This window comes from Massilistercora timonensis, assembly GCF_048354975.1.
GTDB lineage: Bacteria > Bacillota > Clostridia > Lachnospirales > Lachnospiraceae > Massilistercora > Massilistercora timonensis.
Genome location: NZ_DBGCJQ010000042.1, coordinates 1 through 24,475, shown reverse-complemented (window position 1 = coordinate 24,475; position 24,475 = coordinate 1). Strand labels below are relative to the sequence as shown.

The window sequence follows — 24,475 nt, the reverse complement described above, 5'->3', positions numbered from 1 at the left end:
TCACTGCTCCTCCTTTCCCGTTTCTTCCCTGCGCCATGCGAAATACGCTTCTGTGGGCAGGTCTTTTCTCACCTTTCCATCCTCCAGTTCCACCACTCTTGTGGCGTATTGGCGAACCAGCGACAGGTCATGGGTGATCATCACGATGGTGATCCCCTCCTCCACCAGCTTCTGCATATCCTTCATCAGTTCCTGGCGGTTCTCGAAGTCCTGCCCGTAAGTAGGCTCGTCCAGAAACAGGATTTCCTGATTGGTCAGAAGCATATCCGCCACGCTCAGGCGGCGCTTCTGCCCCTGGCTTAATACAAAGGGGCTTTTCTCCTTCTCCTGTGCCAGGTGGAACCGCTCCAGCATTTCCTGGACCCGCCTCTCTTTTTCTTCCTGGCTGATCCGCACCCTCTTCAGGCTAAACATCAGCTCTTCGTAGACGGTATTCTTGATAAACTGATTCTCTGGATTCTGGAACACCAGGCCGATCAGATGATACAGGTCCTTCTTCCGGTAGCTCTCCACCGGGCGGCCAAAAAGCTCTATCTTCCCGGCATCCCGAGAATAAATGCGGAAGATCAGGCGCATGAGCGTGGTCTTTCCAACCCCGTTTTCTCCCACGATAGCCAGAAACTCCTGACGGCGCACCGCAAGGCTCAATCCGTCCAGGATCTTCTTTCCGTTTGCCGGGTCTTTCTTCCTCCTGCCGGGAATGGGATAGGCAAACTCCAGATCTGTAATGCGCAGCACTTCTTCCTCTGTAGACAGATCCTTTGCCGCTCCCACTGTGTCCTTCTCCTGCCGCAGCTTCCATCCCTGGGCCAGCACCGCTTCCCTGCTTCCCCTGGCCACCACGTTCCCATGGCCGTCCAGCGCCAGGATATGATCCACTTCCTCCAGGATCTCCCCGATATTGTGCTCCACCAGGACAATGGTGATCCCCTGTTCTTTCGCCAGCCGGAGGATCAGATCAAAGATCTGCCTGCGGCTCTGGGGATCCAGGTTCGCTGCAGGCTCATCCAGCAGCAGGATCTCAGGCTCTGTCACCAGGAGGGAAGCAATGGCGACTTTCTGCTTCTGCCCTCCGGACAGGTTGTTAAGATCCGTCTTCTCATACCCGGACATTCCCACGAATGCCAGAGCTTCTTCGATCCTCCCCTTCATAACTTCCGGGGCCACGCCCAGGTTCTCCATACCAAAAGCCAGCTCTTCCTCCACGGTAAAAGTACAGAACTGGCTCTCCGGATTCTGCATGACGAATCCGATCCGGTCGCACCGGTCTCTTGGCGGCACGCTGGTAATGTCCTCTCCTTCCAGCAGCACCCGGCCCGTCAGTTCCCCTTCATACATATGGGGCACCAATCCGTCCAGGAGATAGAGGATGGAACTCTTTCCGCAGCCGCTTGGGCCGCTGATGGCATGGATCTTTCCTTTATAAAAACAGCAGGAGAGATGCTCCCACACAGGGAGCGTCTCTCCGTCATAACAGTATGTCACGTCCTGAAGTTCCAGGATCACATGATTTTCGTTGTGCTCTACTTCTGTACGCATTTGAATCCTTTCAGTACGCCTGTCTTCGCCAGCGCTGCTGTGATCACTTTCACGATGATAGTTGTCAGCACGATGGCGCTGAAGAACCGGACGATCACAACGCCCGCCGCAACTGCTGTTCCATAACTCCAGGGCGTTCCCCAGAAGAAGGCATCTCTGCACAGTACAAAGATAGGGCCAAGGATCCCGGACAGCACCAGGTTCTTCATACTTCCCTGATACCGGTCTACCACAGCGTACGCAATCTCAACCGCAAGTCCCTCCAGGAATCCTGCCAGCACCAGCTGCAGACCATAGGGGCTTCCCAGCAGCAGGTTCACACCTGCGGTCACCAGCGCGCCAAAGATGGCGAATCCCGGCTTGCGCACCAGATACATGGGCATTGCCGCAGACAGCATATACACGCCAAACGTAAGTTCCATAAAAACAGTGCCAAGAACTGCAGACAGCGGCATGTACGCCCAGTCAAGCAGAGTGTAGATCACACCGATCACAGCGGCAACCATTGCCACGACCACAACTTCTTTTGTTGTAAATTTTTTCTCCATGTCTTTCTCCCTTTCTTTCGTTGCTTTCATCAACTCTCAAACGGGATTATTATAGCATGGAGTCCTCATTTCCACTAATTGATTATTTTAATATACATCCGCTCTATAGATTCTTTCTATAGCCGGTAATCCATCTCCCCTTTGGTCCAGGCCATATCCCAGAACTGATACTCATATTTACTGCAGTTGATCAGGATATGCTCCAGGTTCTGGATCTGCTCCTCTGTGTACCCTTCTGTCAGCCGGTCCAGAAGATCGATCACCGTCTGATTGCCGCCCCGGAAGGCGTCGCTTACATAGGTACTTGACCACCTGCCGTAGAAGGGCTGCTCCAGCGCTCCCGGGATGGTCTCCATATAATCGCCGATCAGCTTGTAGCTCCAGAAGCAGGCCAGCACCGCCGTGGTCAGCTCCGCCAGGCCTTCCTTCATGGCCACCGCGATCATATAATTGGTGTAAGAATCATTGTTCAGGCACATAGGCGTGCGCTCGATGTCCTCCTGGGTGATCCCCAGCTCCTTTAAGAAGAACTGGTGCACCGCATTTTCCGTATTCAGAGTATCCGCGATAAAGGCCGCAAACAGCCGCATATCCTTCTCGTCCCGGGATTTTATCACCCCCAGGGCAAATACTTTGGCGTACTCCATCAGGTACTTGTGGTCCTGGATCATATAGAACTGGAACTTATCCTTCGCCAGGGTTCCGTCCGCCATCCCCTGGATAAAGGGATGGGTAAAATAACTCTCCCAGATGGGAAGAGCCTTCTCGTACAAACGCTGTGATACTTTCATTCTCTCTCCTCCTGAAGTCATATTTCAACGGCTCCTCTAGGGACGGTAAGCAAGGTCAACCTCCCAGCCGCCCGCTTCCTTCTTCCGCAGGATCCTCTGGTTTTGGCTGCCCCGGAATTTTAAGGTCACATCTTTCTTCTCTTCCACGAATTCCCCGTCCACCAGCCGGTCGATATAAGACAGCATCTCCTCCGTCACTTCCGTATGCACCTTCCCGCCGGGGACCAGATCCACATCCTGGGTATAGCCGGTATAGCACCAGATGTCCTTCCCGGGAAATGTCTCCCGCACCCTGCGAAGGAGATGCACCAGTTCCCGCTGGTTCTCCGGCTCAAAGGGCTCTCCGCCAAGGAGGGTGAATCCCTGGATATAAGAAGGAGACAGAAGGGATAAGATCTCTTCCTCCGTCTCCTTTGTGTAGGGCTGTCCATAGTGGAAATCCCAGGTCTCCGCGTTAAAACAGCCCTTACAGTGATGGCGGCAGCCCGAGACGAACAGGCTTACCCTGACTCCCGGACCATCCGCGATATCATAAGGTTTGATATTTCCGTAATACATAGTCTCTCCTACAAGTGCAGTACCCGGTCCTTGATCTCCTGGGTCCGTCCCTGGTTCCAGAACTGGGTTCCGATATAGCCGCAGGTCCTGCGGGCCACAAACATCTTATCCTGATCCATATTGCCGCAGTTGGGGCACTCCCAGATCAGTTTGCCGGATTCATCCTCCTTGATCTGGATCTCTCCGTCGTAGCCGCAGCACTCACAGTAGTCGCTCTTGGTATTCAGCTCCGCGTACATAATATTATCGTAAATGAACTGCATCACAGACAGTACCGCCGGGATATTGTCCTGCATATTGGGCACTTCCACATAGCTGATAGCTCCGCCCGGAGACAGCTTCTGGAACTCCGACTCGAATTTCAGCTTGTGGAACGCGTCGATCTCCTCGGACACATGCACATGGTAACTGTTGGTGATATAGTTTTTATCCGTCACGCCCTCGATGATGCCAAACCGCTTCTGCAGACATTTGGCAAATTTATAGGTAGTGGACTCCATGGGCGTTCCATATACGGAATAACTGATGTGCTCCGCCTCTTTCCACTGGGTGCATTTATCGTTCAGCCGCTGCATCACCTGCATGGCAAATGGCTGGGCCTCCGGATCGGTGTGGGTCTTGCCCAGCATCCGCACGCACATCTCATAGAGTCCTGCATAGCCAAGGGAGATGGTAGAGTATCCATTATAAAGAAGCCTGTCGATCTTCTCTCCCTTCTTCAGGCGGGCCAGGGCTCCATACTGCCACAGGATTGGCGCCACATCGGAAACCGTTCCAAGAAGCCTCTCATGCCGGCAGCGGAGCGCCCGGTGGCACAACTCCAGCCGCTCGTCCAGGATCTCCCAGAACCGGTCCATATCCCCTTCGGAAGAGCAGGCCACGTCTACCAGGTTGATGGTCACCACGCCCTGATTGAACCTGCCGTAGAACTTGTGACTTCCGTCCGCATTTCTCTGGGAATCCTCCACCGTCAGGAAGGAACGGCAACCCATACAGGGATATACCTCTCCCTGCTTCAGCTCCTTCATGATCTTGGCGGAGATATAGTCCGGAACCATCCGCTTCGCGGTACATTTTGCCGCCAGTTCTGTCAGGTACCAGTATTTGGAATCCGCGGTTACATTATCCTCGTCCAGCACATAGATCAGCTTGGGGAAGGCCGGCGTGATCCACACGCCCTTCTCATTCTTCACACCCTGCATCCGCTGTACCAGCACTTCTTCTATGATCATGGCAAGATCGTCCCGGATCTTCCCGTCCTCCACCTCGTCCAGGTACATGAATACCGTGACAAAGGGCGCCTGCCCGTTACAGGTCATCAGGGTGATCAGCTGATACTGGATGGTCTGGATCCCGCTCTTTACTTCTTCCTTCAGACGGCGTTCCGTCACCGCGTCGATGATCTTCTCATCCAGGCTCTCGCCGCAGGCCTCCCGCTCCGCGATCACGTTCTTGCGGGTCTTCTGGCGGCTGATGTCCACGAACGGCGCCAGATGGGCCAGGGTAAAGGACTGGCCGCCGTACTGGTTACTGGCCACCTGCGCCACGATCTGAGTGGTCACGTTGCAGGCCGTGAAGAAGCTGTGAGGTTTCTCGATCAGAGTCTCGCTGATCACCGTGCCGTTCTGCAGCATATCCTCCAGGTTGATAAGATCACAGTTGTGCTCTCTCTGGGCAAAATAATCGGAATCGTGGAAATGGATGATCCCCTCTTCATGGGCCCGCACGATCTCCTCCGGGAGAAGGACTCTTCTGGTCAGGTCCTTGCTCACTTCTCCTGCCATGTAGTCCCGCTGAGTGGAATTGATCACCGGGTTCTTATTGGAGTTCTCCTGATTTACTTCCTCATTGATATTATCCAGAAGAGACAGGATCCCGTTGTCCGTGGTGTTGGACTTACGGGTCAGTTCTCTCTTATAGCGATAGCGCACGTATTTCTGGGCAACCTCGTACCCCCGCATCTCCATGATGCCTGTCTCCACCATATCCTGGATATCCTCCACGTTCACCGCGTGAGTGAAGTCCCGCACCTTCAGCGCGATGTTGTCCGCGATGGCGATGATCTGATACTCATTCATCTGGTGGATCTTGTCTACCTCTTTATTGGCCGCCTTGATGGCGTTGACGATCTTCTCCAGGTGGAAGTCCACCTCTTCCCCGTTTCTCTTGATCACTTTGGTCCTTACCTGAATGTCCATGTTTACTCCCTTCACATACCAAATATTGATATTTGTCATTTATGATTACTATATTTAGTGTCCTGTACTATCATACACTAATCAAAGGAAAAAGGAAAGAGAAATTTTTTTCTTTTTTGAAGTCATAAAAAACAGAGGATGAAATCACTCATCCTCCGCCTGTTTTTCACTTATGCCTCCTGCAGCGTCTCCATCGCCCGCCGGATTTCCTTCCCGGAGATCCCAGTGTAACGTTCAATATCCTCCGGAGAAAACCCATGCTCTGTCATGTGCTTTACCACAGAGAAGATCTCCGTACGTTTCCCTGCTCTTTCTCCAGATTCTCTTCCTTCTCTTACCCCGTCTGCATAGATTTCCTTCAACGCCTGACACATATTGATCTCCTCCCTTCCGGCTTTTGGTTCTCCTACATTTTAGCATGCCAAATATTTGTTGTAAATCGTACGGAACAGAAAATCCCGGAGACTGCCATCTCCGGGATTTTCGTCGCTCCTAATGGAACTATCGTATCTTTTTGCCTATTGGTATAATACCATATACCTTCGACAAAATCAATCTATCCAAAATGCTTTTCCAATATTCCTGAAATCCTTTGTAATTTTTCTTTATCGTAAGCGCTGTGTGCTCAATTGCATGCAACACACCCTGATTAAGAGACATTTCATCCATTATGCCAGTCCGTGCTCTTCCAGCCATACCATCCAGGTGTTCTTCCCTTCCTGCATTTTCCGTGCCCGCACAGTGAACTCCAGGATCGTAAGTCCTGTAAATACGAGGAACAGGATCAGCAGGAAAATGAGGCAGCCCCGGATACTTCCTCCGCCGCTTATGGCGCTGCGGAACGCTTTCACCGTATAGGTAAACGGTACCCAGCCGTGAAGATACGGCACAAATGATCCGGACAGTTCATAGGGGTATGTGCCCACGGAACCTGCCAGCTGGATCACCATGAAGATCAGCATCAGGAAGCTTCCAACGCGCCCCAGCAGGCTGGTGAAGAAGTACATCACCGACATGAATGCAAAGGACGCCGCGCACGCTGTCAGGACTGTCTTTCCCATTTCCACAGGTATAAAACCATCGAATATATGCAGTGCGCCGATCATAACTACTGCCTGGAGCACTGCCGTCAGATAGAGCACGGACGCCTTGCTGATCCACCAGCGGAAACCGGATTTCATCTGCCCGGCATAACTGGTCAGCGGATACATCAGACTGAACGCGATACAGCCGACCCACAAGCCTACGGACATCATATACGGCGCCATAGCATGGCCGTTGTCGGCCACCTCCGTAATCTGTGTCTCTTCCGCATCTATCGGTGCGGCAAACATATCCGCCGCCTGATCCGATGTGTTCGTCTCCCGGATCTGCTCCGCTCCGCTTCCCAGTTCCTTTGACAGCGTCTCCGCGCCTTCCGAAACCTGCCTGATCCCATCGCCTAGTTCTCCGCTGCCGTCAGCGAGTTGTCCCGCACCGCTGCTGATCTGGCCGGCTCCATCTGTTAGTTTCGCCGCGCCTTCCGTCAACGATTTGCTGTTCGAGGTAAGCTGCCCGGTTCCGGAGGCAAGCGTATCCGTTCCATCTTTCAGCTTCGCGCTTCCCTGTGCCAGCTCTCCCAGACCGCTGTCCAGATCCGCAGCTCCTTTCCGGAGCGCCGATGTTCCCTGCTTCTGAAGCTGATCCGCCCCTGATGCGGCAGTGGAAATCCCTCCCGCCAGCGCCGGCGCCTGTTCCGCCAATGCGGAAGTGCCGGTCTGAAGCTGGCCGATCCCGTTCTTAAGGGAATCTGCGCCACTCTGTACTGCGGAAATACCGTTTTGAAGATCTGGAATCTCCGCCGCAATCTGTGCGCTCCCGGCCGCCCCTTCATCGACACCGTATGTGTATGCGGAAACGCTTGCGGAAAATGTGTCCGCCTGCTGCTGAACTGCCGTGATCTGTGCCCTCACTTCCTCCGGCACGCCTTCCTCTCCGGCGAGTGTCGACAGCGCCTGACTGATCTCGGCCGCCCCTTTGCGCAGCGACTGGGAATTGGAAGCAGCAGACTGCAGGCCGGAATTAAGCGCATCTGCGCCGTCCTTCAGGCTGGCCGCTCCTTCAGACAGAGATGCAATCCCGTCTGAGAGCTGCCGCGCGCCGTCACTTAATGAAGCCGCGCCGTCATTCAGCGCATCCGCCGCATCGGGAAGGGCCGATGCCGCCGCGTTCAGTTCAGACAGGCCGGCATTGAGCGCAGTCATGTTATCATCCACATCCACCGCGCCATCTGCCAGATCAGAACCGCCTTTCTGCGCGCCATTTACCCCACTGTCCAGTGCATTTACACCTCTTTGCAGCTCCTTGGCCCCTGCCGCGGCCGCACTGGCTCCGTCCGTATACTGGCCAATCCCCACTTCCAGTTCCCGGCTTCCGTCCACAAATACTAAGGAACTGTCCGAAAGAGCCCGCAGATTGTCGGTAATCGTCTGATTTCCGTCGGCCAGCTGATCCGTTCCGGTTTTCAGTTCACCCGACCCATCCGCCGCTTCCCGCATTCCGTCACCCACTTCCGCAAGTTTGCCGAACAGAACTTCTGTATACGTTTTTGTAACCTCTTCCCGTACTGAGCTCTCCAGTTCCTTCATCGCCGTCTCGCTCATCTTGGACGCGATGTAGTTCGTTCCTGGATTCGTTTCATAAGCCAGCGTCATCTTCTCCGGATGCGCGTCTGTCAGCGATGAGGCATGGGCCGAAAATTCCTCCGGTATGGTGATGACCATATAGTATGTGCCGTCCTCAAGGCCCCTCTGCGCCTCCGTCTCTGAAGGAAACTGAAAGTCCAGAGAATCGTTGTGTTTCAGTTCCTCCATCAACGTTCCGCCGATATCCAGTTTCTGATCTTCATAGGTGACCGGCACGTCATGGTTGATGACCGCTACCGGAAGTTTATCGATATTCCCGTATGGGTCCCACATGGATCCAAGGAAAAGTGTGGTATAGATTGTCGGGATCGCGATGACCGCGACTGTAACAATCAGCAAAATCTTATTTTTAAACAGCCTGCGCCATTCCTGCTTCAGCATTGTCTCCTGTCCCCTTTCTTTTTGCAACATTAACTCTATTAATAGATATTGTGTTGATTTTTTTAACATCATGAATTATAGTAAAATCATAAAAAAGATACAACCATTAATGCAGCAGTACTCTGTCTGTTAATGGATAAGCAAACAATGCGGTGTCTATTATTTTTAAAGGAGGGAATGTTTCATGTCAAAAAATATGGACCGGCGGGTTCGCAAGACAAGAGCCCAGCTCCGTCAGGGACTGGCCGAACTTCTGAAAGAAAAGAGTTTAAAAGAGATCACGGTCAAAGAACTCGTAGAAAAAGTGGACATCAACCGTTCCACTTTCTATCTGCACTATGCGGATATCTATGACATGATGGAAAAGATTGAAAACGAACTGACCGGAGACATCGAAGATCTGATCCATACCCATCCGGTAAGTCCGTTCAACGAAGACAGCTTTCCGTTCATCGAGGATATTTTTTCCATCCTCGCGGAAAACCGGGATATCTGCGCCGCTCTCCTGGGTCCCAACGGTGATATCTCTTTTCTGCACCGGATTGAGAATATCCTCTCCGAGCACAGCCTGAACGCCCTGAAGGAAACATTTCCGGAGAAGATGGATGATCTGACATACTACTACGCCTTCTGTCTCTCCGGCTGTATCGGCCTGGTCAAGGCCTGGCTGTCAGATGGATCTTCCGTAAGTCCCCAGCATATGGCCGAACTTACATTTAAGCTCATCATGAACGCACTGAGGGGGTTCTATCCAGACTTTTCCGTAAGACATTCCTGATATTTACGGGGAAAATCTTCTCTGCGCTCTTTCTCTGCTTCCATTCGCAGCGCGCACTTCGATTCCGCGCTCCGCGCTGCTCATTGCTTCACGCAAAAAAACCGCCGTCCCCGCGGCTCGCAATGTCCGCAAAAACAGCGATTTCTAAGTGCGCGATCAGGGGTTCGAACCCTGGACACCCTGATTAAGAGACATTCACAGAGAAAAACTCGCGGCAAATTTTTCCATATAGGTTCCTCCAAGCCGTTTGCATTTTCAAATAATCTTTTCTCAAAAAATCCGCGACGAAATCCGCGCCCACTCGCTACAAATAAGCCTTTCTTTTCATGGACAACGTTTCTTTCCACCAATCTTTCCTAAAGGTCTGGCACTGGTTGGATTCGAAAATCCCCGATTCCCCGATTTCCCGTCCCCTGAATGCAGAAAATTCTAATGAATTTTCTCTTCGCATTCAGTTTTCCAGGACGGGAAAACGGGTTTTCGGGTCTTTCTCATCCACCGTGCCAGCCAAAAAAGAACAAACTACACAAAACCAGTATGGTAATCAGGTGGTAGCCATCTCCTGAAAAGGGCTGTATTACGCTATTTTCCAATTTTTTCAGATGTTCAAAATCCTCATTTCTGCGCCATCCTATATGTTTTTACTCATTTGAGACCTTCTTGAAAAGTTTTTCATCCATAAGATTAGCTACCAGATTTTCATCATCCTTTGCCACATGACTATACACTGAGAGCGTTATCTTCGGGTCTTGATGTCCTGCTCTCGCCTGTACGATATGTAGTGGCACTCCCTGCGACAGTAACCATGAAATAGCACTATGACGAGTACCATGCAGTTTTATATGGCGCAGTCCATGCTTCTTCAAAGTCTCCGCCCACTTCCTTGTGAAACTTTTGGGAAGAAACGGCTCTCCATCTTGTTTACAAACGACTCTCTGCTTGCCTGTGAACCGCTTACCTTCCCTGAGACAGATTTGTTTGCAAAGCAACTGCTGACGCTTCAACAGCCGGATTGTCTCGTCACTTACGACCATCTTCCTGTACGAGCCATCTGTTTTGCAGTCTTTCAGTACTGGATGCTTACTGTCCTCGGATTCCACCCATGAATGTTGAATGGTGACAATCTTACTGTCAAAATCAATATCATCAAAACTCAGTCCGAGCAGTTCTCCTCGGCGCATGACACAGTCAAAGAGAAGAGCTACCGGAAGCTCCATGTCTGTTCCCTTTACTGCCTTTTTCAATTCCTGTATTTCTTCCGTTGTGTACACATCGAGATGATTCGTTACAAGGTCTTTGCCTATCTTTACATTTTTGGTCGGGTTTGTTTTAATGTACCCCAGTTCACACGCCACATTCAAAGCCGCTTTAAATATTCGATTGATATGCCGTATCGACTCGGCTTTAAGCGGTTTATTGCTGGCATTAGATTTCTCACGCCACCCATTGTAGACTCTCTGGATAGTAGCTTTGGTGAGGTTTTGAAGCTTAATCTTTCCAAACATAGGGATGATGTAACGGTCAATGTTGGTATTGTAATCGCGCATTGTCGCCGGACTGTCCTGAACACGTACATAGTCCTCCAGATATTCTTCCATAAAATCTTTAACCGTCATCTCATTTGGAAGCAGTAAATCGCCCTGGAGGTATTCAGCCTTCTTTATCGTAAGAAGATTTTCCGCCTCTTCCCTGTCGTCCGAATCACTTTTAAAACGTACTCTTTTACGTTTGCCTGTAAGTGGATCGGTTCCTAGTTCCAGGATTACGTCATAGTATTTCACGTTATCTTTATTAGGTCTCGGACGCACCGAGCCTGTAATAGTTCTTTGTCTTGCCACAATCTCTTCCTCCACTTCTTATCTTTATCGGAGGGGGAAAGAAAAATCTCTTTCCCTCCAATTTTTTAATCTGCAAGAAATTTATCCTCGTATTTCCAGCCCTCTATCTCGTCTTCCACTGGTGGCAGTATCTTATGGCTTTGAACCTTCTTCGTTTTATCTATACTGCTCGGCTTATTTTTATTAGCACTCCTCAGTCTTGTTTTCTGTTCCATCTGAACTGTCTCAGGCGCATTAGCACTTGCTAACACTTCCTTTTTCTTCCTCTCGGCACTTTCTGCTCTTCGCGCGTCATTCAATGAAGCCGGAAGAAAAATTCGATAGCCTTTTACAGGCTGTTTACGAACTATCTCAAATGTAGACTTGTACCTATCATTATCACAGTGTAAGATACCGCCTTCTTTCCATTTCTTCAGAATGACTTTTTTGTCCTGGAATCCTCCTCTCAATAACACATCATCGAACACGAGCTCCGACAAAAAGACTTCCGCCACCACAAAATCACCGCCTTTTATACGTTTGGCAGGGAAACTTGTAATTCGCCCTTTGCATTCTCTTGGAACATGCACCTGCTCAAATTCGGGCAAGGATGGATCGTCTGGGTCAATCGGTGCACCCAAGACGAAATTAGAATAATTCACCGTCACATATTGAGCCAGATAGTCTAAAGCCCTGCGTCCAATATCCAGTCTCTCAATGTCAGACACTGCCGTGTAACCAAGCACTTTTTCTCCTATTTTCATTGGGTCAATCTGTATGCCAGTAGCCTTTGTAAAAAACTCTGCACCGAGGGCAATCATAGCTATATTCTTGCATATTCTTTCCGTGAGTGGTGTATACTTTTCCTCTGCCCTCATCTGTTCAACAAAATGTTGTTGGTAGCAACTGTATGTCTCTAATATCTCTGGCATCTTTCCAGTCGTTTCATAACGAAGCAGTAAGGTCGCTATATTAACAATTACAAACCCGTAATTTCGTTCGCATACCGCCTTTATACGGTCTGCGCTTTTAGCCGACTTCGTCCAGGTAACTTCCTCAAATTCAAGACAACGCACAAGTAATCCTGAGTTCTGATCGCACATTCCTAAAATACTCTTCTCTGTTGTCATAAAAATTGAAGTGTTAAAAGTGTTCGTTTCCGCTCTCTCTAATTCCCGTGTAAGTCTGCCTTTTTCCCTTCCTTCTGCTAGTTCATATATTAAGGATGTCGGATTATAGCGCACCAAAGACCCTTCATCAATGACAGTCGGATATGAAGAGCAAATACTATTCATTATCGAATTTTTACTGTCAGCAAAAGTCAACATTGTACTATCGCCAAAACTACAACGAGCCCCCAATGATACCGCAAGACATCCAGCGGTTGTTTTACCTGTCGAAGATTCTCCTACAAGAACAGTCAGCAAGTTACCCGTATGTGACCAATCTTTCAGATAGTCAATTAGTGGAGCCGCGGCCGCAATTGCTACTATTATCTCCAAATCAGTACCAAGGACTTCCTCTTCTAACATCTTCTTCCAGACAGAATAATCCCCCATTGGAAGGATAGATAACCTGCCAGCATAGGTACTATCTATCCCAATTCCCTTTGCTCCAAAAAAAACTTTTTGGTGATTATACTCGCTAAATCCTAATTTTTTATGTCGAATCTCTACTGGTGCTTCCTTTTCCTGATTGAAGATGCTCATCAGCAAAGTAGCCATGTTTTTTTTTTGAACCTGAATCCCCTTTCGGGTAAATTCTGAGATGTACTGCTCTGTCATCTTCTCGCGAGGAAGACTGAATGTAACCTTTTCGCCTTTGGGATCATAAAAAAATAGTTCAAGTTCACGGTTCAATGACTCTGCATAGACTATGGTTTTTTGAAGATATACAGCCGCTCCAAGGTAGTTGAAAACAAAATCATCCGCTTTTTTATCAAAAATCCATTTACCGTACATGCCATGCTGAATCCCAACACTTTTGTCAATATAAGGGTCAGGAAGTTTACGTGTCTCCTCAATTTGTTCTTCTGAGCAAGTAGAGGTCTCAGCAATTTCCACTTTCGAGGATTCTTCTGCCCTCATGTTCTGGTTACTCTCCATAGTTGTCTCCCCCTTCTGCCTCAAGAATTGCCACCGGCGAATTATCATGCTCGTCCAGTAAGGGCTTGTACCATGTTTTGCTAACCTTCCCATTAAACTCCAGGTCTAATGTTTTTACGATTTTTTGTACTACTTCCGCAGAATATACAACAAGTTTTTTTCCTTGCTTTTTTAATGAAAACTCATTTGAATCTCCCGGTAAGTGTTTGCCAAGCACAAGCTTATTCCCTATGAAGCCGATCTTCACCGTATCAGTCAATCCAAGTGTTTCCGCAAGTTCTTTCGAAATCATCAGCCTTTTGCCGTTCTTTTTAGAACAAATTAGGGTCAGCACTCCCTTACGCCCACCATGTTTTTTGTTGCCTGTTTCTTCCAGATTTAATGGCTGAAAGTTTTTCGTATCAATCATTTGTGATACCTCCTTTGTTTAAGTTTCAACTGAAAACAGCGGAAAGGCGTTCTCTTTTTTGACAACAAAAAAGAGCACAGCTAGCACAGAACGTATAACAAATAAACCGACAATTATATCGCTTTTCGGCAATTGTTTACATTCGTGTACCACCTGTGCTCTGCGTACTCGCAACCCCTCACGTTCATAACGTTTCAGATTTTATCTACTGGGCGTCCTCTTCTCTGGAATGTACTGTCAGAGACACGACTTGTTTCTAATTTTTTACTCTTCAACTGCTCTACGGCTCCACTTCTTCTCTTATGAAACAAGCCTTTTCTTGGCTTTCATAGTTTTCAATTGTGATTTAAGGATAGCCATTCCAAACGTACTTGTCAAGTAAAATGCCAATATTTTGTAGATTTTGTCAACTATTTACTTTTCTTTTTCGCAATTCTCTTATCCTCTTTTTTTAATTTCACCTGTCTCAAATCCCACGCTCCACTGAACCGTTGTCCTGCAAAGAGTACATGAGTATATGAAAGGTTCGAGTATCTCCCCTCCTTATCCACAATTTCATACACCTGTTTTTCAAAAGGTTTTAGCAATTCAAGCACTTCTTTTTTGGCCGCCTCCACTTTCTTATTCCCTATGAATGTACACCCCCAGCTTATCACGATCGCGTCATATGACGACTGTAACAGTTCTTTTAAATATTCCATGTTTCTATTGTTGTCTGTGATTTCAGAGGGTTTCAGCTTAGTGCATATCCTCGAGAAAAGATTCCAGACTGTTATATCCGAGTACCCCATCATCCCGAAATTATTCAGAAGATAATTTGTAGTGCTGTCAAAGACCTGTATATTATCACTAGCCGGATTCATACAGATCACAAGTACTCTTTTACCTTTCACACCATTGTAGGTCAAATGAAGTTCATATCTGTTCTTCAATTCTTCGTCAAAAACTCCTGTCTTCTCTAAAAGTCCTGTCTGTTTTACTGTATTTTCCATGGTAATCCTCCTATTCAAAGTATGATGTATACAGTGTTCAAGAAATCATAGAACACCTCTGTTTTGTTAAATTGTGCCTCTTCCAGTCCATGAGCCATCCTAACTCTATGCACTTCTGAGAACTCTTTCTTTATACACGTCTCCATTCGTTTCAGCCATTGAATACGTTGGTCTGAGATCATCTCGCAGTAGACCAGATATTCCAAGCGAAACTTTATACTGTTCACACACATCCATTCTCCAACCCTTTTAAGTACAGCGACATCTGCCGTTGTTGTACTTATCTGCAAATAAGTTTCATCTTCCCTCTCCCTGCGGATATATCCCTCTTCATCTCGGTAATAATTCAGCCTTGTATGTTCCGTGTTTCCTTGTTGCTGTGCCTTAACAAGATACTGTCTGTATATGTCCTGCCAAGTTTCCGGCTCTCTGAATATGTAGGCAGTAATCTCAGTAATCCACTCCCATTTACTTCCAGTATAGTAATCTGGCGGCATATTGATATCCGACAAGTTCAAGAGACTTTCCTGTTCATCCCACCATTCCTCCCGTTCTAATCTTTCTGCAAATGTCACTCTCCCACCTCCTCTATCGTCACTATCTCCACTGCATAGTCTGAGGAACATAGAAAAAGCCGGAACGTAACTGTTATATCGTCACGTTCCGGCAAGATTATTTTATCCATGTACTCATATTCATCTAAGTGAAGTTTATGATGGGTCAATACTTTTTCAACTTCATTTTGTACTTCGCTCCGACCACCCCATATCACCACTACAAAACCTCCAAGATCAGCCTGTAAATCTCTGTCAGCCCCATATGCTTCATTAAGACATTCAACATCAGCCCTAAGCCGTTTGAACACTTTTTCATCACTCAAAACCTCCGGCATTGAGCAGTTATTTTGAAGTTGATTTAATTTTTCTTCATTCGATACAATACTATACATTCTTCCGCTTCACCTGCCCCCTGTGCTGAATAACTAATTTTATGATAGAAACAGTCATTGTTACTCCGGCAATTATCATTTTTACATCTACATCCTTTTTCATACTTCCCACCTCTCCCACATAAGCATATTTATATATACTACATTAAACAATAGAACCCCTGCACCTATACCTATGATATAAGAACTCATTTTGCCTCCTCCTAAAAATAGTCCGGGCGCACGACAAAACTGCCGTGCGCCCGGATAATTAACCTTTTATTCTTTTAGCTTTTCCTTTGAACTCTGGCGGACGTTCATGCTTGACTATCTTCTTCGCGTTCTTCTGAACCGATTTTCTCCTTAATGCTTTCTTTTCACCAGCATCCATATCACTATACCTGCAATACATACCAGTCCGATTATCCACCCCCATACATTCAGTATTCCGAGCAGGATACCCAGCACTACCGCTACAAGAATAGCCGAAACGATCAGATAAAGAACCCAGTCCCAAGCTGAGAATATCAAACGCTTTATAGGGCTTCCCATGCGAATTATATTTTTTTCTGCTTTGTTATACCACTTTATAGCTATTATAATACTAAGGGCAAGCCATATAATGCCTATCAATGTATACATTTATCTACCTATTGCTTTCTCTACTTTGTAAGCGCTTCAATCTTTGCATTTTTCTCTTCGTTTGTGATAATTCCCATCTCACACTGCTGTTCGATTCTTCTGATTTCCTCAAAGTTGTCTACTTTCTTTCTGGCAACGCTAATCTTGTAATTATATTCATCCTGAGAGATGACATCCATTGCCAACGCCCTGTCGAGTTTCGTCTTTTCTTCCTGGAACTCTTCTTCAGCTTTTGCCTTATCTCTGAGAACAGCATTCTGTTTCATACGTTTCTCAAGTTCAATCAACTGTGCTTCCAGTTCTTGTTTTCTTGTAAGTTTGGGATCCATCATGGTAAGCAGGTCTGTGACATCCAGTCCTCCCATATCCCCTGTCTCACTGACATAATCCACATATTTCTTTCCAATCTGCGCATATGCGGCATTAAGTTCCTGCTCAATTACATTAATCTGCATTTTTATCGCACTTAATTCTGCGTTATCCTGCGCCGCTACACCAACAGAAGAACCTGCCTTTACTGCTGATGTAGATATGCTGTCTCCTATATCCTGTGCCGTTTTTAAAGCCTTATCAAAAAATCCCATCTCTTTCACTTTCCTTTCGTAATTTAAAATTTAGCTCCACATACCTTACATTTCCATCTTTTTCCAAGATCATCTGCACCAAGTATTCCAAATGCACCTATCTTTGCATATTTTCCTACGGTTGAAATCTTCTGTACGCTGTGACTGCCGCAGACTGGGCAGGTCAGATGAAACTGCTCCTGTTCCATCTTCTGGTTCATTTCCTGAATTCGCTGTTGCTTCTCTTCCTCAATCTCACGTTTTACTTCCTCCTTTTTCCCACCAATCTCAGGATCATATGTATCTGATGACTGAATTGCAGAAATGAAGTTCTGCCGTACATCCTGAGACTTGAAGAAATTACCATTTGGCATTAGGTACTCTGCCGGAACAGGCTGCATAGTGGTTCCACACACTTCGCAAGGCTCGGTATCATTCGCTTTTGTAATTTTTTTGATATTTGCACATTTTGCACAGTAATAAAACATTGTATTCACCTCTTTTCATTCGTTCTTTACCTAACACTTGTTTTTTTCATTTTTCTTTCGTTGAAGAATAATTTTTTCATCTGATATTCTTTTTATATCATAGTCTTTCATCAGATGATTCAAAACACCTACCCCTCCTCCTGCCAATGCTATACTCAATGCCACTATAGCTGTCGGAACACCTAATATAGCTACTGTACTTGCCATTGCGGGAGTCGAAATTAATGCCGCTGGAGCCGAACCTGCTCCTCCTGATCCCACAGTCACCGCCACTCCAGCTATCGTAACACCTATACCCACGATACAAACAGCCCACACACCTTTTCCTGTCGCTTTAATCTTTATGACAGGCTCTTTCAAATCCCCCTCTATTTCTATGCTGTCATCTCCTCTTTTCAATGCTTCTCCTAAATCTTTTGCAGATTGCACCATTGTATTCCTCCATAATTGTATCCGTATAATGCATATAACTTTTCAAAAATTATTGTATATCAGAAACCCTTGCGAGTCAACTAATTAAATATTTATTCCACCAATAGAAAACCATATTCATTGTACTATACCAATGGAGGTATTCATATGGATAAAATAGGGAAACGTTTAAAGAATCTACGAATTGAAAATGACATGACACAAGCAACACTCGCCAAGCGACTCAACCTCACGAAGTCCGTTATCAGTGCTTATGAAAATGATTTGCGTCTGCCTTCATATGATGTCCTTATACAAATCGCAAAACTCTTTCGAGTCAGCACTGATTATCTCCTCGGACTCGAATCTCCTTCAGGCATTGACCTCTCTGGACTAACAGAAGAAGAAAAAACTGCTGTAAAAAACTTGTTACAGGCTATGAAACACAAGAAATGAGCTGATACCTTTCTCGAACATGTATCAGCTCTCTTCATATCTACCTATTTATATATCCTCTGCATTGTCATTGAATAGAGCACATATATCCAGCTTTTTTCTCCTTTAATTTTTAAAGTATCCATGTACCACTCCTTTCCTTTTGTCAGCCATGTGTCTGACTCATCAACCGAAATATTTTCTACATCTTCGTTATCTTTGAGAATGTAAGGATAACAATTCAGAACATCCTCAATCCCTGTCATGTCGTTCTCCACAGGATCAAGCAGGACTGCTACAAAGCCGTGCTCTCCCAACTTCTTTACCATGAGGATTGCCTCGACTCTGTTCAGGATTTCCTGTGGCAGTCTGTACTTCTTACGGAACAGACGGTTTACACTCCTAAGAAGCACCAACTGACTTTTTGTATATATTTTGATGTACATTCTTCCTCACCTCCTTCTGCTACATCAAAAACATAATATACGTTTTAAAAATCTACAAAAAAATAACAGCAGGTATCTTTCCAGATACATCTGCTGTCAATTCTGCAATTAATTTTCACTATCAACTTGGACTATTTATTTTGCTCGCGACGAACTCGCGACGGATTTCGCGCCACATTTTTGTTTCCCGTCCAATTTTTCTTTTCGTCTTGCTCTGCCTCGTGCTTTTTCTGTCGCAAGCATGGAAACCTCGCAAATCCGCCATTTTCGGCACAAAAAAACCGCCGTCCCCACGGCTCGCAATGTCCGCAAAAACAGCGATTTCTAAGTGCGCGATCAGGGGTTCGAACCCTGGACACCCTGATTAAGAGTCAGGTGCTCTGCCAGCTGAGCTAATCGCGCATTTTCTGTTGTTTTTTCACGTCTGTTTGTCTCAACGCAAATGATATTATATAACAGATTTGCGGGCTTTGCAAGTGCTTTTTTCTATTTTTTTAGTATTTTTTCTCTCCGGCTCGCATATATTGATGCCAGGGCGGCAAGTCTCTCAAAATCACGCCGCTTCTCACGGAGGTATTTATGGATGCACACATCTTCAAACATACAGACCGGCGGGATCTCCCTTTCATCCTTGCCGTAGCTATCCTGGGTTCTCTCAACCATTTCCTCTACGACTGGACCGGAGGCTCTTCCTTTGCCGCCCTGTTCTGCCCCATCAACGAATCCCCCTGGGAGCACCTGAAGCTTTTATTTTTCCCGTTTCTTTTTGTCACTCTTTGGACCGCCTTGTGCCGCTTCCGGGACAGGCGTTTTTTCTACTGCCGTTTTCTCGGCGTGGTTTGTGGAATGGCCTTCACTCTGGTTACTTTCTACACCTACACCGGTATCTGGGGTTCCCACGCTCTGATCCTGGATCTTCTGATCTTTTTTCTCGGCGTGGTTCTCAGCTTTTCCGCCGCCCGGTTCTTTTTCCGCGCTCTGAAGCAGATCCCTTCGGCAAATGTGATCTTCACTCTGTGGGGTGCCGGTATATTTTTCTTCTTTGTCTTTACCTGCTTCCCGCCGGGCATCCCTCTCTTTTTCCCTTATGCATGATCAGTTTTTCTGACAATTCCTGCAATTCCGCCTGCAAACCTTCTCAATTTGTAGTATAATCTCCTTAGTGACAGACAAGCGGCGCAGCCTGTGATTTCTGCGCCGGGAAAGGAGTACTGCTATGACAGATCAACCTGTTTCCTGCAGGATCGAGCACCACGCCATCCTGTTCGCCTTCCTCTCCAAACGGGCCATTGAGCTCTGCGGCGAAGCGGGGAAGGAATCCATTCTCCGCGGTATGACCATCTATGGAAATGAACGGGGACAGCGGATGGCCGCCAACGCCCTTGCCCGCGGAGACGAACCAAACGTAATGACCAACCAGGCCTACGGCGAATGGAAGCCGGATTATGAAGGCCAGATGGAATTTGGCCAGTTTCGCACAGAGCCCACCCTCCAGACCTACATTTCCAAATGTGCCTGGTGTGACGCCTGGGCCAAACACGGCCTCACCGAATACGGGAAATATTACTGCGTCAACGTAGACAACGCTGTATATCAGGGATTTCAGGACAAATACGTCTGCACCCCCACCGCGACGGCCATGAGCTGGGGCGGAGAGCGCTGCGAGTTCGACTGGGGCGCTCCCTTAAGCCCGGAGGAAAACCAGGCCCTGACCGCTAAGAAGAAGGAACTGGGTGCTTCCTGTATGAAGGACTTCAACTTCCACACCGCCCATCTGAAATACACCATCAGCGAAACCCTTATCGAAGATCTGGGAGACGATGGTGAGAAAGCGGTGGAACTGGCCCTGGAAGATTATGTCCGCACCTTCGGACAGGAATATCTGGATGTCCTGGAAGGCGTCTATCCCGCTTAAAGGACGGATCAGACCGGGAAAGGAACAAAACTATGGAACAACAACACACAACCAACCGGATCGCCTCCTGGCTTTCTGACCATCAGGAAGAACTGATCCGGACAGCAGACTACATTTTCCAGCATCCGGAACTGGCGTATCAGGAAACACGGTCGTCAGAATATCTGGCACAATTCCTGGAACGGCACGGGTTCACCGTGGAGCGGGGAACCGCCGGGATCAAGACCGCCTTCCTCGCCAGCTGGCAGAATACAGACAGCCAGGCGCCCGTCATCGGCTTCCTGGCGGAATACGACGCTCTGCCGGAGCTGGGACACGCCTGCGGTCACAACCTCTTAGGGACCGGCGCCGCCGCCGCTGCCTGCGCTCTGAAATCAGAACTGGAGCAAAGCGGGGTCCCGGCCATTCTGCGGGTCTACGGCTGCCCGGCGGAAGAGATCATGTCCGGCAAGATCGTCATGAACCAGGCCGGCGTGTTCGATGACCTGGATCTGGCCGTCACCTGGCACCCCTTCGACCGCAACCGGGTCAGCAATGACATCTGGCAAGCCCAGGACATCAAGAACTACACCTTCCACGGCGTCAGCGCTCATGCGTCCAAGTCTCCGGAAGACGGGCGAAGCGCCCTGGACGCGGCAGAACTTATGAATATCGGAGTCAACTACCTGCGGGAACATGTGCCCGGCGACGTGCGGATGCATTATGCCTATATTGACAACGGGCAGCCCGCCAATGTAGTGCCCGATCTTGCCAAGACCAACTACTTTATCCGCTCCAGCCTGCGCTCCCGCACTGACGACGCTTCCCGGCGGGTGGATGACTGCGCCAGAGGCGCCGCCCTTATGACCGGCACCACCGTAGATATCGAGCTGGTGTCAAGCTGCAAGGAGATGAAAATCTACCGGCCTCTCACCGAATTGTACTATGAGGCCATGACCCACATCCCCACCCCGGAATACACCCGGGAGGAGCTGGATTTTGCCGCCAGGATCAGCGAAGAAGCCGGATTCAATAATCAGGGCGAATATTTCCGCGGCCTGGAACCTCTGGAGGACGAGCCCGTTCCCATCTCCATCGGCACCGACGCCTCCGAAGTAAGCCACACCGTTCCCCTGATCACCATAAGCGCCGCCACCATGTGCCTGGGGACGCCGCTCCACCACTGGGCTGCCGCCAGACAGGCAGGCATGAGCATCGGACACAAAGGGATGCTGTACGCCGCAAGGTGTATGGCAGAGGGCACACTTCTCTGGTTGGGGACGTAGTATTTTCGAAAATACCACGTCCCAGATTGAAAATACCCTGTCCCTTTTTGAAAATAACATCACATAATCTAAGGAGGAATTTTTATGATCACACAGAAAATCGGCCTGATCGGCTGTGGAAACATGGGAGGAGCCATCCTCTCCGGCGCCCTTGAAAGCGGCGTGCTCCCCAAAGAAAACGCCTATGTCTATGACGTCAGCTCTGCCGCCATGGAGCGGGCGGCCCAGTGGGGCGTGAATCTTGCCAAAGACTGTGTGGACCTCTGCCAGAAGAGCGACATCATCCTTCTTGCAGTCAAGCCTCAGTATACCCCGGAAACCCTGGCCAAATGCCAGGATGCTCTGAACGGAAAGGCCATCGTCTCTATCGTGGCCGGCATCACTGCGGAACGGCTCCGCGCAATGATCTCCGGCACTCCCCGGATCCTGCGCACCATGCCCAACACCCCGGCCATGGTATTCGAAGGCGCTTTCGCCCTGTGCTCTGACAACGATCTTACCGAAGAAGAACAAAAAGCTGCCATCGCCCTCTTCGAGGCCATCGGCATTGTAGAACTGGTGCCCGAGCACCTGATCGACGCAGTATGCGGCTTAAGCGGCGGCGGTCCGGCGTATGTGGCCATGTTTATCGAAGCCATGGCGGACGGCGGCGTAAAACAGGGCCTTCCCCGGGCCACAGCCTATCGCCTGGCTGCCCAGACCTGCCTTGGCACCGCCAAGATGATCCTGGAAAAAAATATCCATCCCGGACAGCTCAAAGATATGGTCACCTCCCCCGGAGGAACCACCATCGAAGGCTGCGAAGCCCTGGAGCGGGGCGGCATGCGCGCCGCAGTGATCGACTGCATCAACGCCGGCGCCGAGAAGTCCCGGAAGCTGTAGAAAACAATTGGGGACGTGGTATTTTTAAAAATACCACGTCCCAGATTGAAAATACCCTGTCCCTTTTTGATTATTTTCCCCCGGTCTGCATCCTCTTGATGACTTTCAGCCGGGTAAATTCTTCTCGTTCTTTTTCTTCCAGCGCATTATTGATCGTATATACCAGATTGCTGTACATGGGAATCGTAATGTTCTTCAGTGCGTTGGCCCGTTTCTGAGTCTTCTTGATATTAGTCGCCAGGCGATACGCCGCGTTTTCCACCATAGACAGCTTGATGGTCAGATCCTTCACCTCCCGGAATGCCTCCCGGGCGATATCGATGGATTCATGGGTGGTGCTAAAGGAATACGTAAGGTCGTTCTGCTTCGCGTCATACTTCACATGAGGGATCTCCGTCCCCATGATACTCCGGGTCTGGATCCGGATGGATTCCTCGATAGGAACCGTATACGCCAGCTCCTGCACCTTGCTGATCCCGTGCTCGATATTGGCCCGCTGCAGGCAGGCATAGGCTTTGGTAAATGTAGTATCGATCTTTTCCTGGATTTCTTTTGCTTCATCGATCAGGCTCATCAGTTCCTGCAGAAGGATATTCCGCTTCTTGTCCATCAAGTCGTAGCCCTGGTGGGCAAGAGCAAGGGAATTCTTCGCAAGCATCAGATTACCCTTGGTGGGAAATTCTCTTGGATCCATAAAATGCCTCCCTTTTCCCTGCGATCTACGCTTCTTCTTTCGCCGGATGGTAGTAAAGGTCAACCAGCTTCGTATCGATCCGGTCCAGTTCCTCTTTCGGCAGAAGTCCCAGAAGCTCCCAGCCCAGATCCAGCGTCTCCTGGATGGTCCGGTTCTCTGTGGGCCCCTGGCCAATATAGCGTTTCTCAAATTCCTGCCCGAATTTCAGATACTGTTTATCCAGAGGCGACAGCTCGTCTTCTCCGATAACGGAAGCCAGGTTCCTGGCCTCCCCCACCTTGGCGTAGGCGGAGAACAGCTGGTTTGCCAGCCCCTGATGGTCTTCTCTTGTATAGCCTGCGCCGATACCGTCCTTCATCAGACGGGACAGCGACGGCAACACGCTGATGGGCGGATAGACGCTCTGCCCGTGCAGGTTCCGGTCCAGAACGATCTGGCCTTCTGTGATGTAACCGGTCAGATCCGGGATTGGATGGGTAATGTCGTCGTTGGGCATGGTCAGGATCGGCAGCTGGGTCACAGACCCGCTGGCTCCTTCCACGATACCGGCCCTTTCATAAATGGTGGCCAGTTCACTGTATAAGTATCCCGGATATCCTTTTCTGGAAGGGATCTCGCCCTTGGAAGAGGAAACCTCACGCAGCGCCTCTGCAAATGAGGTCATATCTGTCAGGATGACCAGAATGTGCATGTTACATTCAAACGCCAGGTATTCCGCCACGGTAAGGGCCACCTTGGGGGTGATCAGACGTTCCACCACCGGGTCGTTTGCCAGGTTCAGGAACATAGCCACATGGTCGGAAACCCCGCTTTCTTCAAAGGTCTTGCGGAAGAACTCCGCCACATCATGCTTTACGCCCATAGCGCCGAACACGATGGCAAACTCTTCTTCCGAATCCTCTCCCAGAGACGCCTGCTTTACGATCTGCGCCGCAAGCTGGTCGTGAGGAAGACCATTTCCGGAGAAGATCGGCAGCTTCTGCCCGCGGATCAGTGTGGTCAGCCC

At 48.8% G+C, this 24,475-nt stretch carries 25 protein-coding genes and 1 tRNA gene; 6 read left to right on the top strand and 20 right to left on the bottom strand.

Translation table 11 applies throughout. The annotated features are described in order from the left end of the window. From ACML7B_RS03410 to ACML7B_RS03380, 7 genes are all read right to left on the bottom strand, one after another. The gene (locus tag ACML7B_RS03410) at positions 1-1,539 is read right to left on the bottom strand and encodes an ABC transporter ATP-binding protein (RefSeq protein WP_418539326.1); all 1,539 of its coding nucleotides are present in this window, start codon (positions 1,537-1,539) and stop codon (positions 1-3) included. Further along, positions 1,524-2,087: an ECF transporter S component gene (locus ACML7B_RS03405; protein WP_106789268.1), complete on the bottom strand. Its 564-nt coding sequence runs from the start codon at positions 2,085-2,087 to the stop codon at positions 1,524-1,526. Before ACML7B_RS03405 ends, ACML7B_RS03410 begins: the two co-directional genes overlap by 16 nt. 116 nt (positions 2,088-2,203) lie before the next feature. Then, the gene (tenA, locus tag ACML7B_RS03400) at positions 2,204-2,878 is read right to left on the bottom strand and encodes a thiaminase II (RefSeq protein WP_346707306.1); all 675 of its coding nucleotides are present in this window, start codon (positions 2,876-2,878) and stop codon (positions 2,204-2,206) included. 36 nt (positions 2,879-2,914) lie between these two features. Then, on the bottom strand, positions 2,915-3,436 hold the full coding sequence (nrdG, locus tag ACML7B_RS03395) for an anaerobic ribonucleoside-triphosphate reductase activating protein (RefSeq protein WP_418539325.1): 522 nt from the start codon (positions 3,434-3,436) through the stop codon (positions 2,915-2,917). A gap of 8 nt (positions 3,437-3,444) precedes the next feature. Beyond that, positions 3,445-5,634 (bottom strand): anaerobic ribonucleoside-triphosphate reductase, encoded by a 2,190-nt coding sequence (gene nrdD, locus ACML7B_RS03390; protein ID WP_418539324.1) that lies wholly within the window; start codon positions 5,632-5,634, stop codon positions 3,445-3,447. Positions 5,635-5,804: 170 nt separating this feature from the next. Beyond that, a complete protein-coding gene (locus tag ACML7B_RS03385) occupies positions 5,805-6,008 on the bottom strand; it encodes a hypothetical protein (protein WP_418539323.1) in 204 nt (67 codons plus the stop codon). A 294-nt stretch (positions 6,009-6,302) separates the two neighbouring features. After that, positions 6,303-8,699 carry a YhgE/Pip family protein gene (locus ACML7B_RS03380; protein ID WP_418539322.1) on the bottom strand — a complete coding sequence of 799 codons (2,397 nt, stop codon included), beginning with the start codon at positions 8,697-8,699 and terminating at the stop codon, positions 6,303-6,305. Positions 8,700-8,883: 184 nt separating this feature from the next. Here ACML7B_RS03380 and ACML7B_RS03375 point away from each other — a divergent pair, with 184 nt between their 5' ends. Beyond that, positions 8,884-9,477 (top strand): TetR/AcrR family transcriptional regulator, encoded by a 594-nt coding sequence (locus tag ACML7B_RS03375; protein WP_072524545.1) that lies wholly within the window; start codon positions 8,884-8,886, stop codon positions 9,475-9,477. 641 nt (positions 9,478-10,118) lie between these two features. Here the strand turns inward: ACML7B_RS03375 and ACML7B_RS03370 are convergent. The 9 genes from ACML7B_RS03370 to ACML7B_RS03330 all read right to left on the bottom strand — a co-directional run bounded on the left by ACML7B_RS03370 (position 10,119) and on the right by ACML7B_RS03330 (position 17,853). Beyond that, on the bottom strand, positions 10,119-11,315 hold the full coding sequence (locus ACML7B_RS03370) for a tyrosine-type recombinase/integrase (RefSeq protein ID WP_418539321.1): 1,197 nt from the start codon (positions 11,313-11,315) through the stop codon (positions 10,119-10,121). Between the two features lie 65 nt (positions 11,316-11,380). Beyond that, the gene (locus ACML7B_RS03365; RefSeq protein ID WP_418539320.1) at positions 11,381-13,399 is read right to left on the bottom strand and encodes a DUF927 domain-containing protein; all 2,019 of its coding nucleotides are present in this window, start codon (positions 13,397-13,399) and stop codon (positions 11,381-11,383) included. Further along, complete coding sequence (locus ACML7B_RS03360; RefSeq protein WP_418539319.1) at positions 13,389-13,808, bottom strand: hypothetical protein; 420 nt, start codon at positions 13,806-13,808, stop codon at positions 13,389-13,391. Before ACML7B_RS03360 ends, ACML7B_RS03365 begins: the two co-directional genes overlap by 11 nt. Before the next feature lie 410 nt (positions 13,809-14,218). After that, positions 14,219-14,800 carry a DUF1643 domain-containing protein gene (locus ACML7B_RS03355; RefSeq protein ID WP_418539318.1) on the bottom strand — a complete coding sequence of 194 codons (582 nt, stop codon included), beginning with the start codon at positions 14,798-14,800 and terminating at the stop codon, positions 14,219-14,221. Positions 14,801-14,814: 14 nt separating this feature from the next. Next, entirely contained in the window at positions 14,815-15,375 is a 561-nt protein-coding gene (locus ACML7B_RS03350; protein ID WP_143931073.1) for a hypothetical protein, read from the bottom strand. Further along, the gene (locus ACML7B_RS03345) at positions 15,372-15,749 is read right to left on the bottom strand and encodes a hypothetical protein (RefSeq protein WP_418539317.1); all 378 of its coding nucleotides are present in this window, start codon (positions 15,747-15,749) and stop codon (positions 15,372-15,374) included. Before ACML7B_RS03345 ends, ACML7B_RS03350 begins: the two co-directional genes overlap by 4 nt. A 641-nt stretch (positions 15,750-16,390) precedes the next feature. Then, on the bottom strand, positions 16,391-16,954 hold the full coding sequence (locus tag ACML7B_RS03340; protein ID WP_418539316.1) for a hypothetical protein: 564 nt from the start codon (positions 16,952-16,954) through the stop codon (positions 16,391-16,393). 23 nt (positions 16,955-16,977) lie between these two features. After that, positions 16,978-17,421 carry a hypothetical protein gene (locus ACML7B_RS03335; protein WP_418539315.1) on the bottom strand — a complete coding sequence of 148 codons (444 nt, stop codon included), beginning with the start codon at positions 17,419-17,421 and terminating at the stop codon, positions 16,978-16,980. A 30-nt stretch (positions 17,422-17,451) separates the two neighbouring features. After that, positions 17,452-17,853 (bottom strand): hypothetical protein, encoded by a 402-nt coding sequence (locus tag ACML7B_RS03330; RefSeq protein ID WP_418539314.1) that lies wholly within the window; start codon positions 17,851-17,853, stop codon positions 17,452-17,454. A 147-nt stretch (positions 17,854-18,000) separates the two neighbouring features. On the opposite strand from ACML7B_RS03330, the gene ACML7B_RS03325 reads away from it, so the two are divergent. After that, entirely contained in the window at positions 18,001-18,288 is a 288-nt protein-coding gene (locus ACML7B_RS03325) for a helix-turn-helix domain-containing protein (protein WP_418539313.1), read from the top strand. Between the two features lie 44 nt (positions 18,289-18,332). Here the strand turns inward: ACML7B_RS03325 and ACML7B_RS03320 are convergent, their stop codons facing one another. After that, a complete protein-coding gene (locus tag ACML7B_RS03320; protein ID WP_418539312.1) occupies positions 18,333-18,713 on the bottom strand; it encodes a hypothetical protein in 381 nt (126 codons plus the stop codon). A 329-nt stretch (positions 18,714-19,042) separates the two neighbouring features. Continuing rightward, positions 19,043-19,115 (bottom strand) — tRNA-Lys (locus ACML7B_RS03315). Positions 19,116-19,292: 177 nt separating this feature from the next. On the opposite strand from ACML7B_RS03315, the gene ACML7B_RS03310 reads away from it, so the two are divergent. The 4 genes from ACML7B_RS03310 (at position 19,293) to proC (ending at position 22,775) form a co-directional block, all read left to right on the top strand. After that, complete coding sequence (locus tag ACML7B_RS03310; RefSeq protein WP_418539311.1) at positions 19,293-19,808, top strand: DUF6512 family protein; 516 nt, start codon at positions 19,293-19,295, stop codon at positions 19,806-19,808. Between the two features lie 121 nt (positions 19,809-19,929). Beyond that, positions 19,930-20,628: an L-2-amino-thiazoline-4-carboxylic acid hydrolase gene (locus ACML7B_RS03305; protein ID WP_418539310.1), complete on the top strand. Its 699-nt coding sequence runs from the start codon at positions 19,930-19,932 to the stop codon at positions 20,626-20,628. Positions 20,629-20,660: 32 nt separating this feature from the next. Beyond that, positions 20,661-21,893, top strand: a complete 1,233-nt coding sequence (locus tag ACML7B_RS03300; protein ID WP_418539309.1) for an amidohydrolase — start codon at positions 20,661-20,663, stop codon at positions 21,891-21,893. An 84-nt stretch (positions 21,894-21,977) separates the two neighbouring features. Next, entirely contained in the window at positions 21,978-22,775 is a 798-nt protein-coding gene (proC, locus tag ACML7B_RS03295) for a pyrroline-5-carboxylate reductase (protein WP_418539308.1), read from the top strand. A gap of 70 nt (positions 22,776-22,845) precedes the next feature. Here proC and ACML7B_RS03290 read toward each other — a convergent pair whose 3' ends face one another. Together ACML7B_RS03290 and ACML7B_RS03285 are read right to left on the bottom strand one after the other, a co-directional pair. Beyond that, positions 22,846-23,469 (bottom strand): V-type ATP synthase subunit D, encoded by a 624-nt coding sequence (locus ACML7B_RS03290; RefSeq protein ID WP_106789278.1) that lies wholly within the window; start codon positions 23,467-23,469, stop codon positions 22,846-22,848. A 25-nt stretch (positions 23,470-23,494) separates the two neighbouring features. Further along, the coding region (locus ACML7B_RS03285; RefSeq protein ID WP_418539307.1) for a V-type ATP synthase subunit B at positions 23,495-24,475 on the bottom strand (981 nt) is incomplete at its 5' end.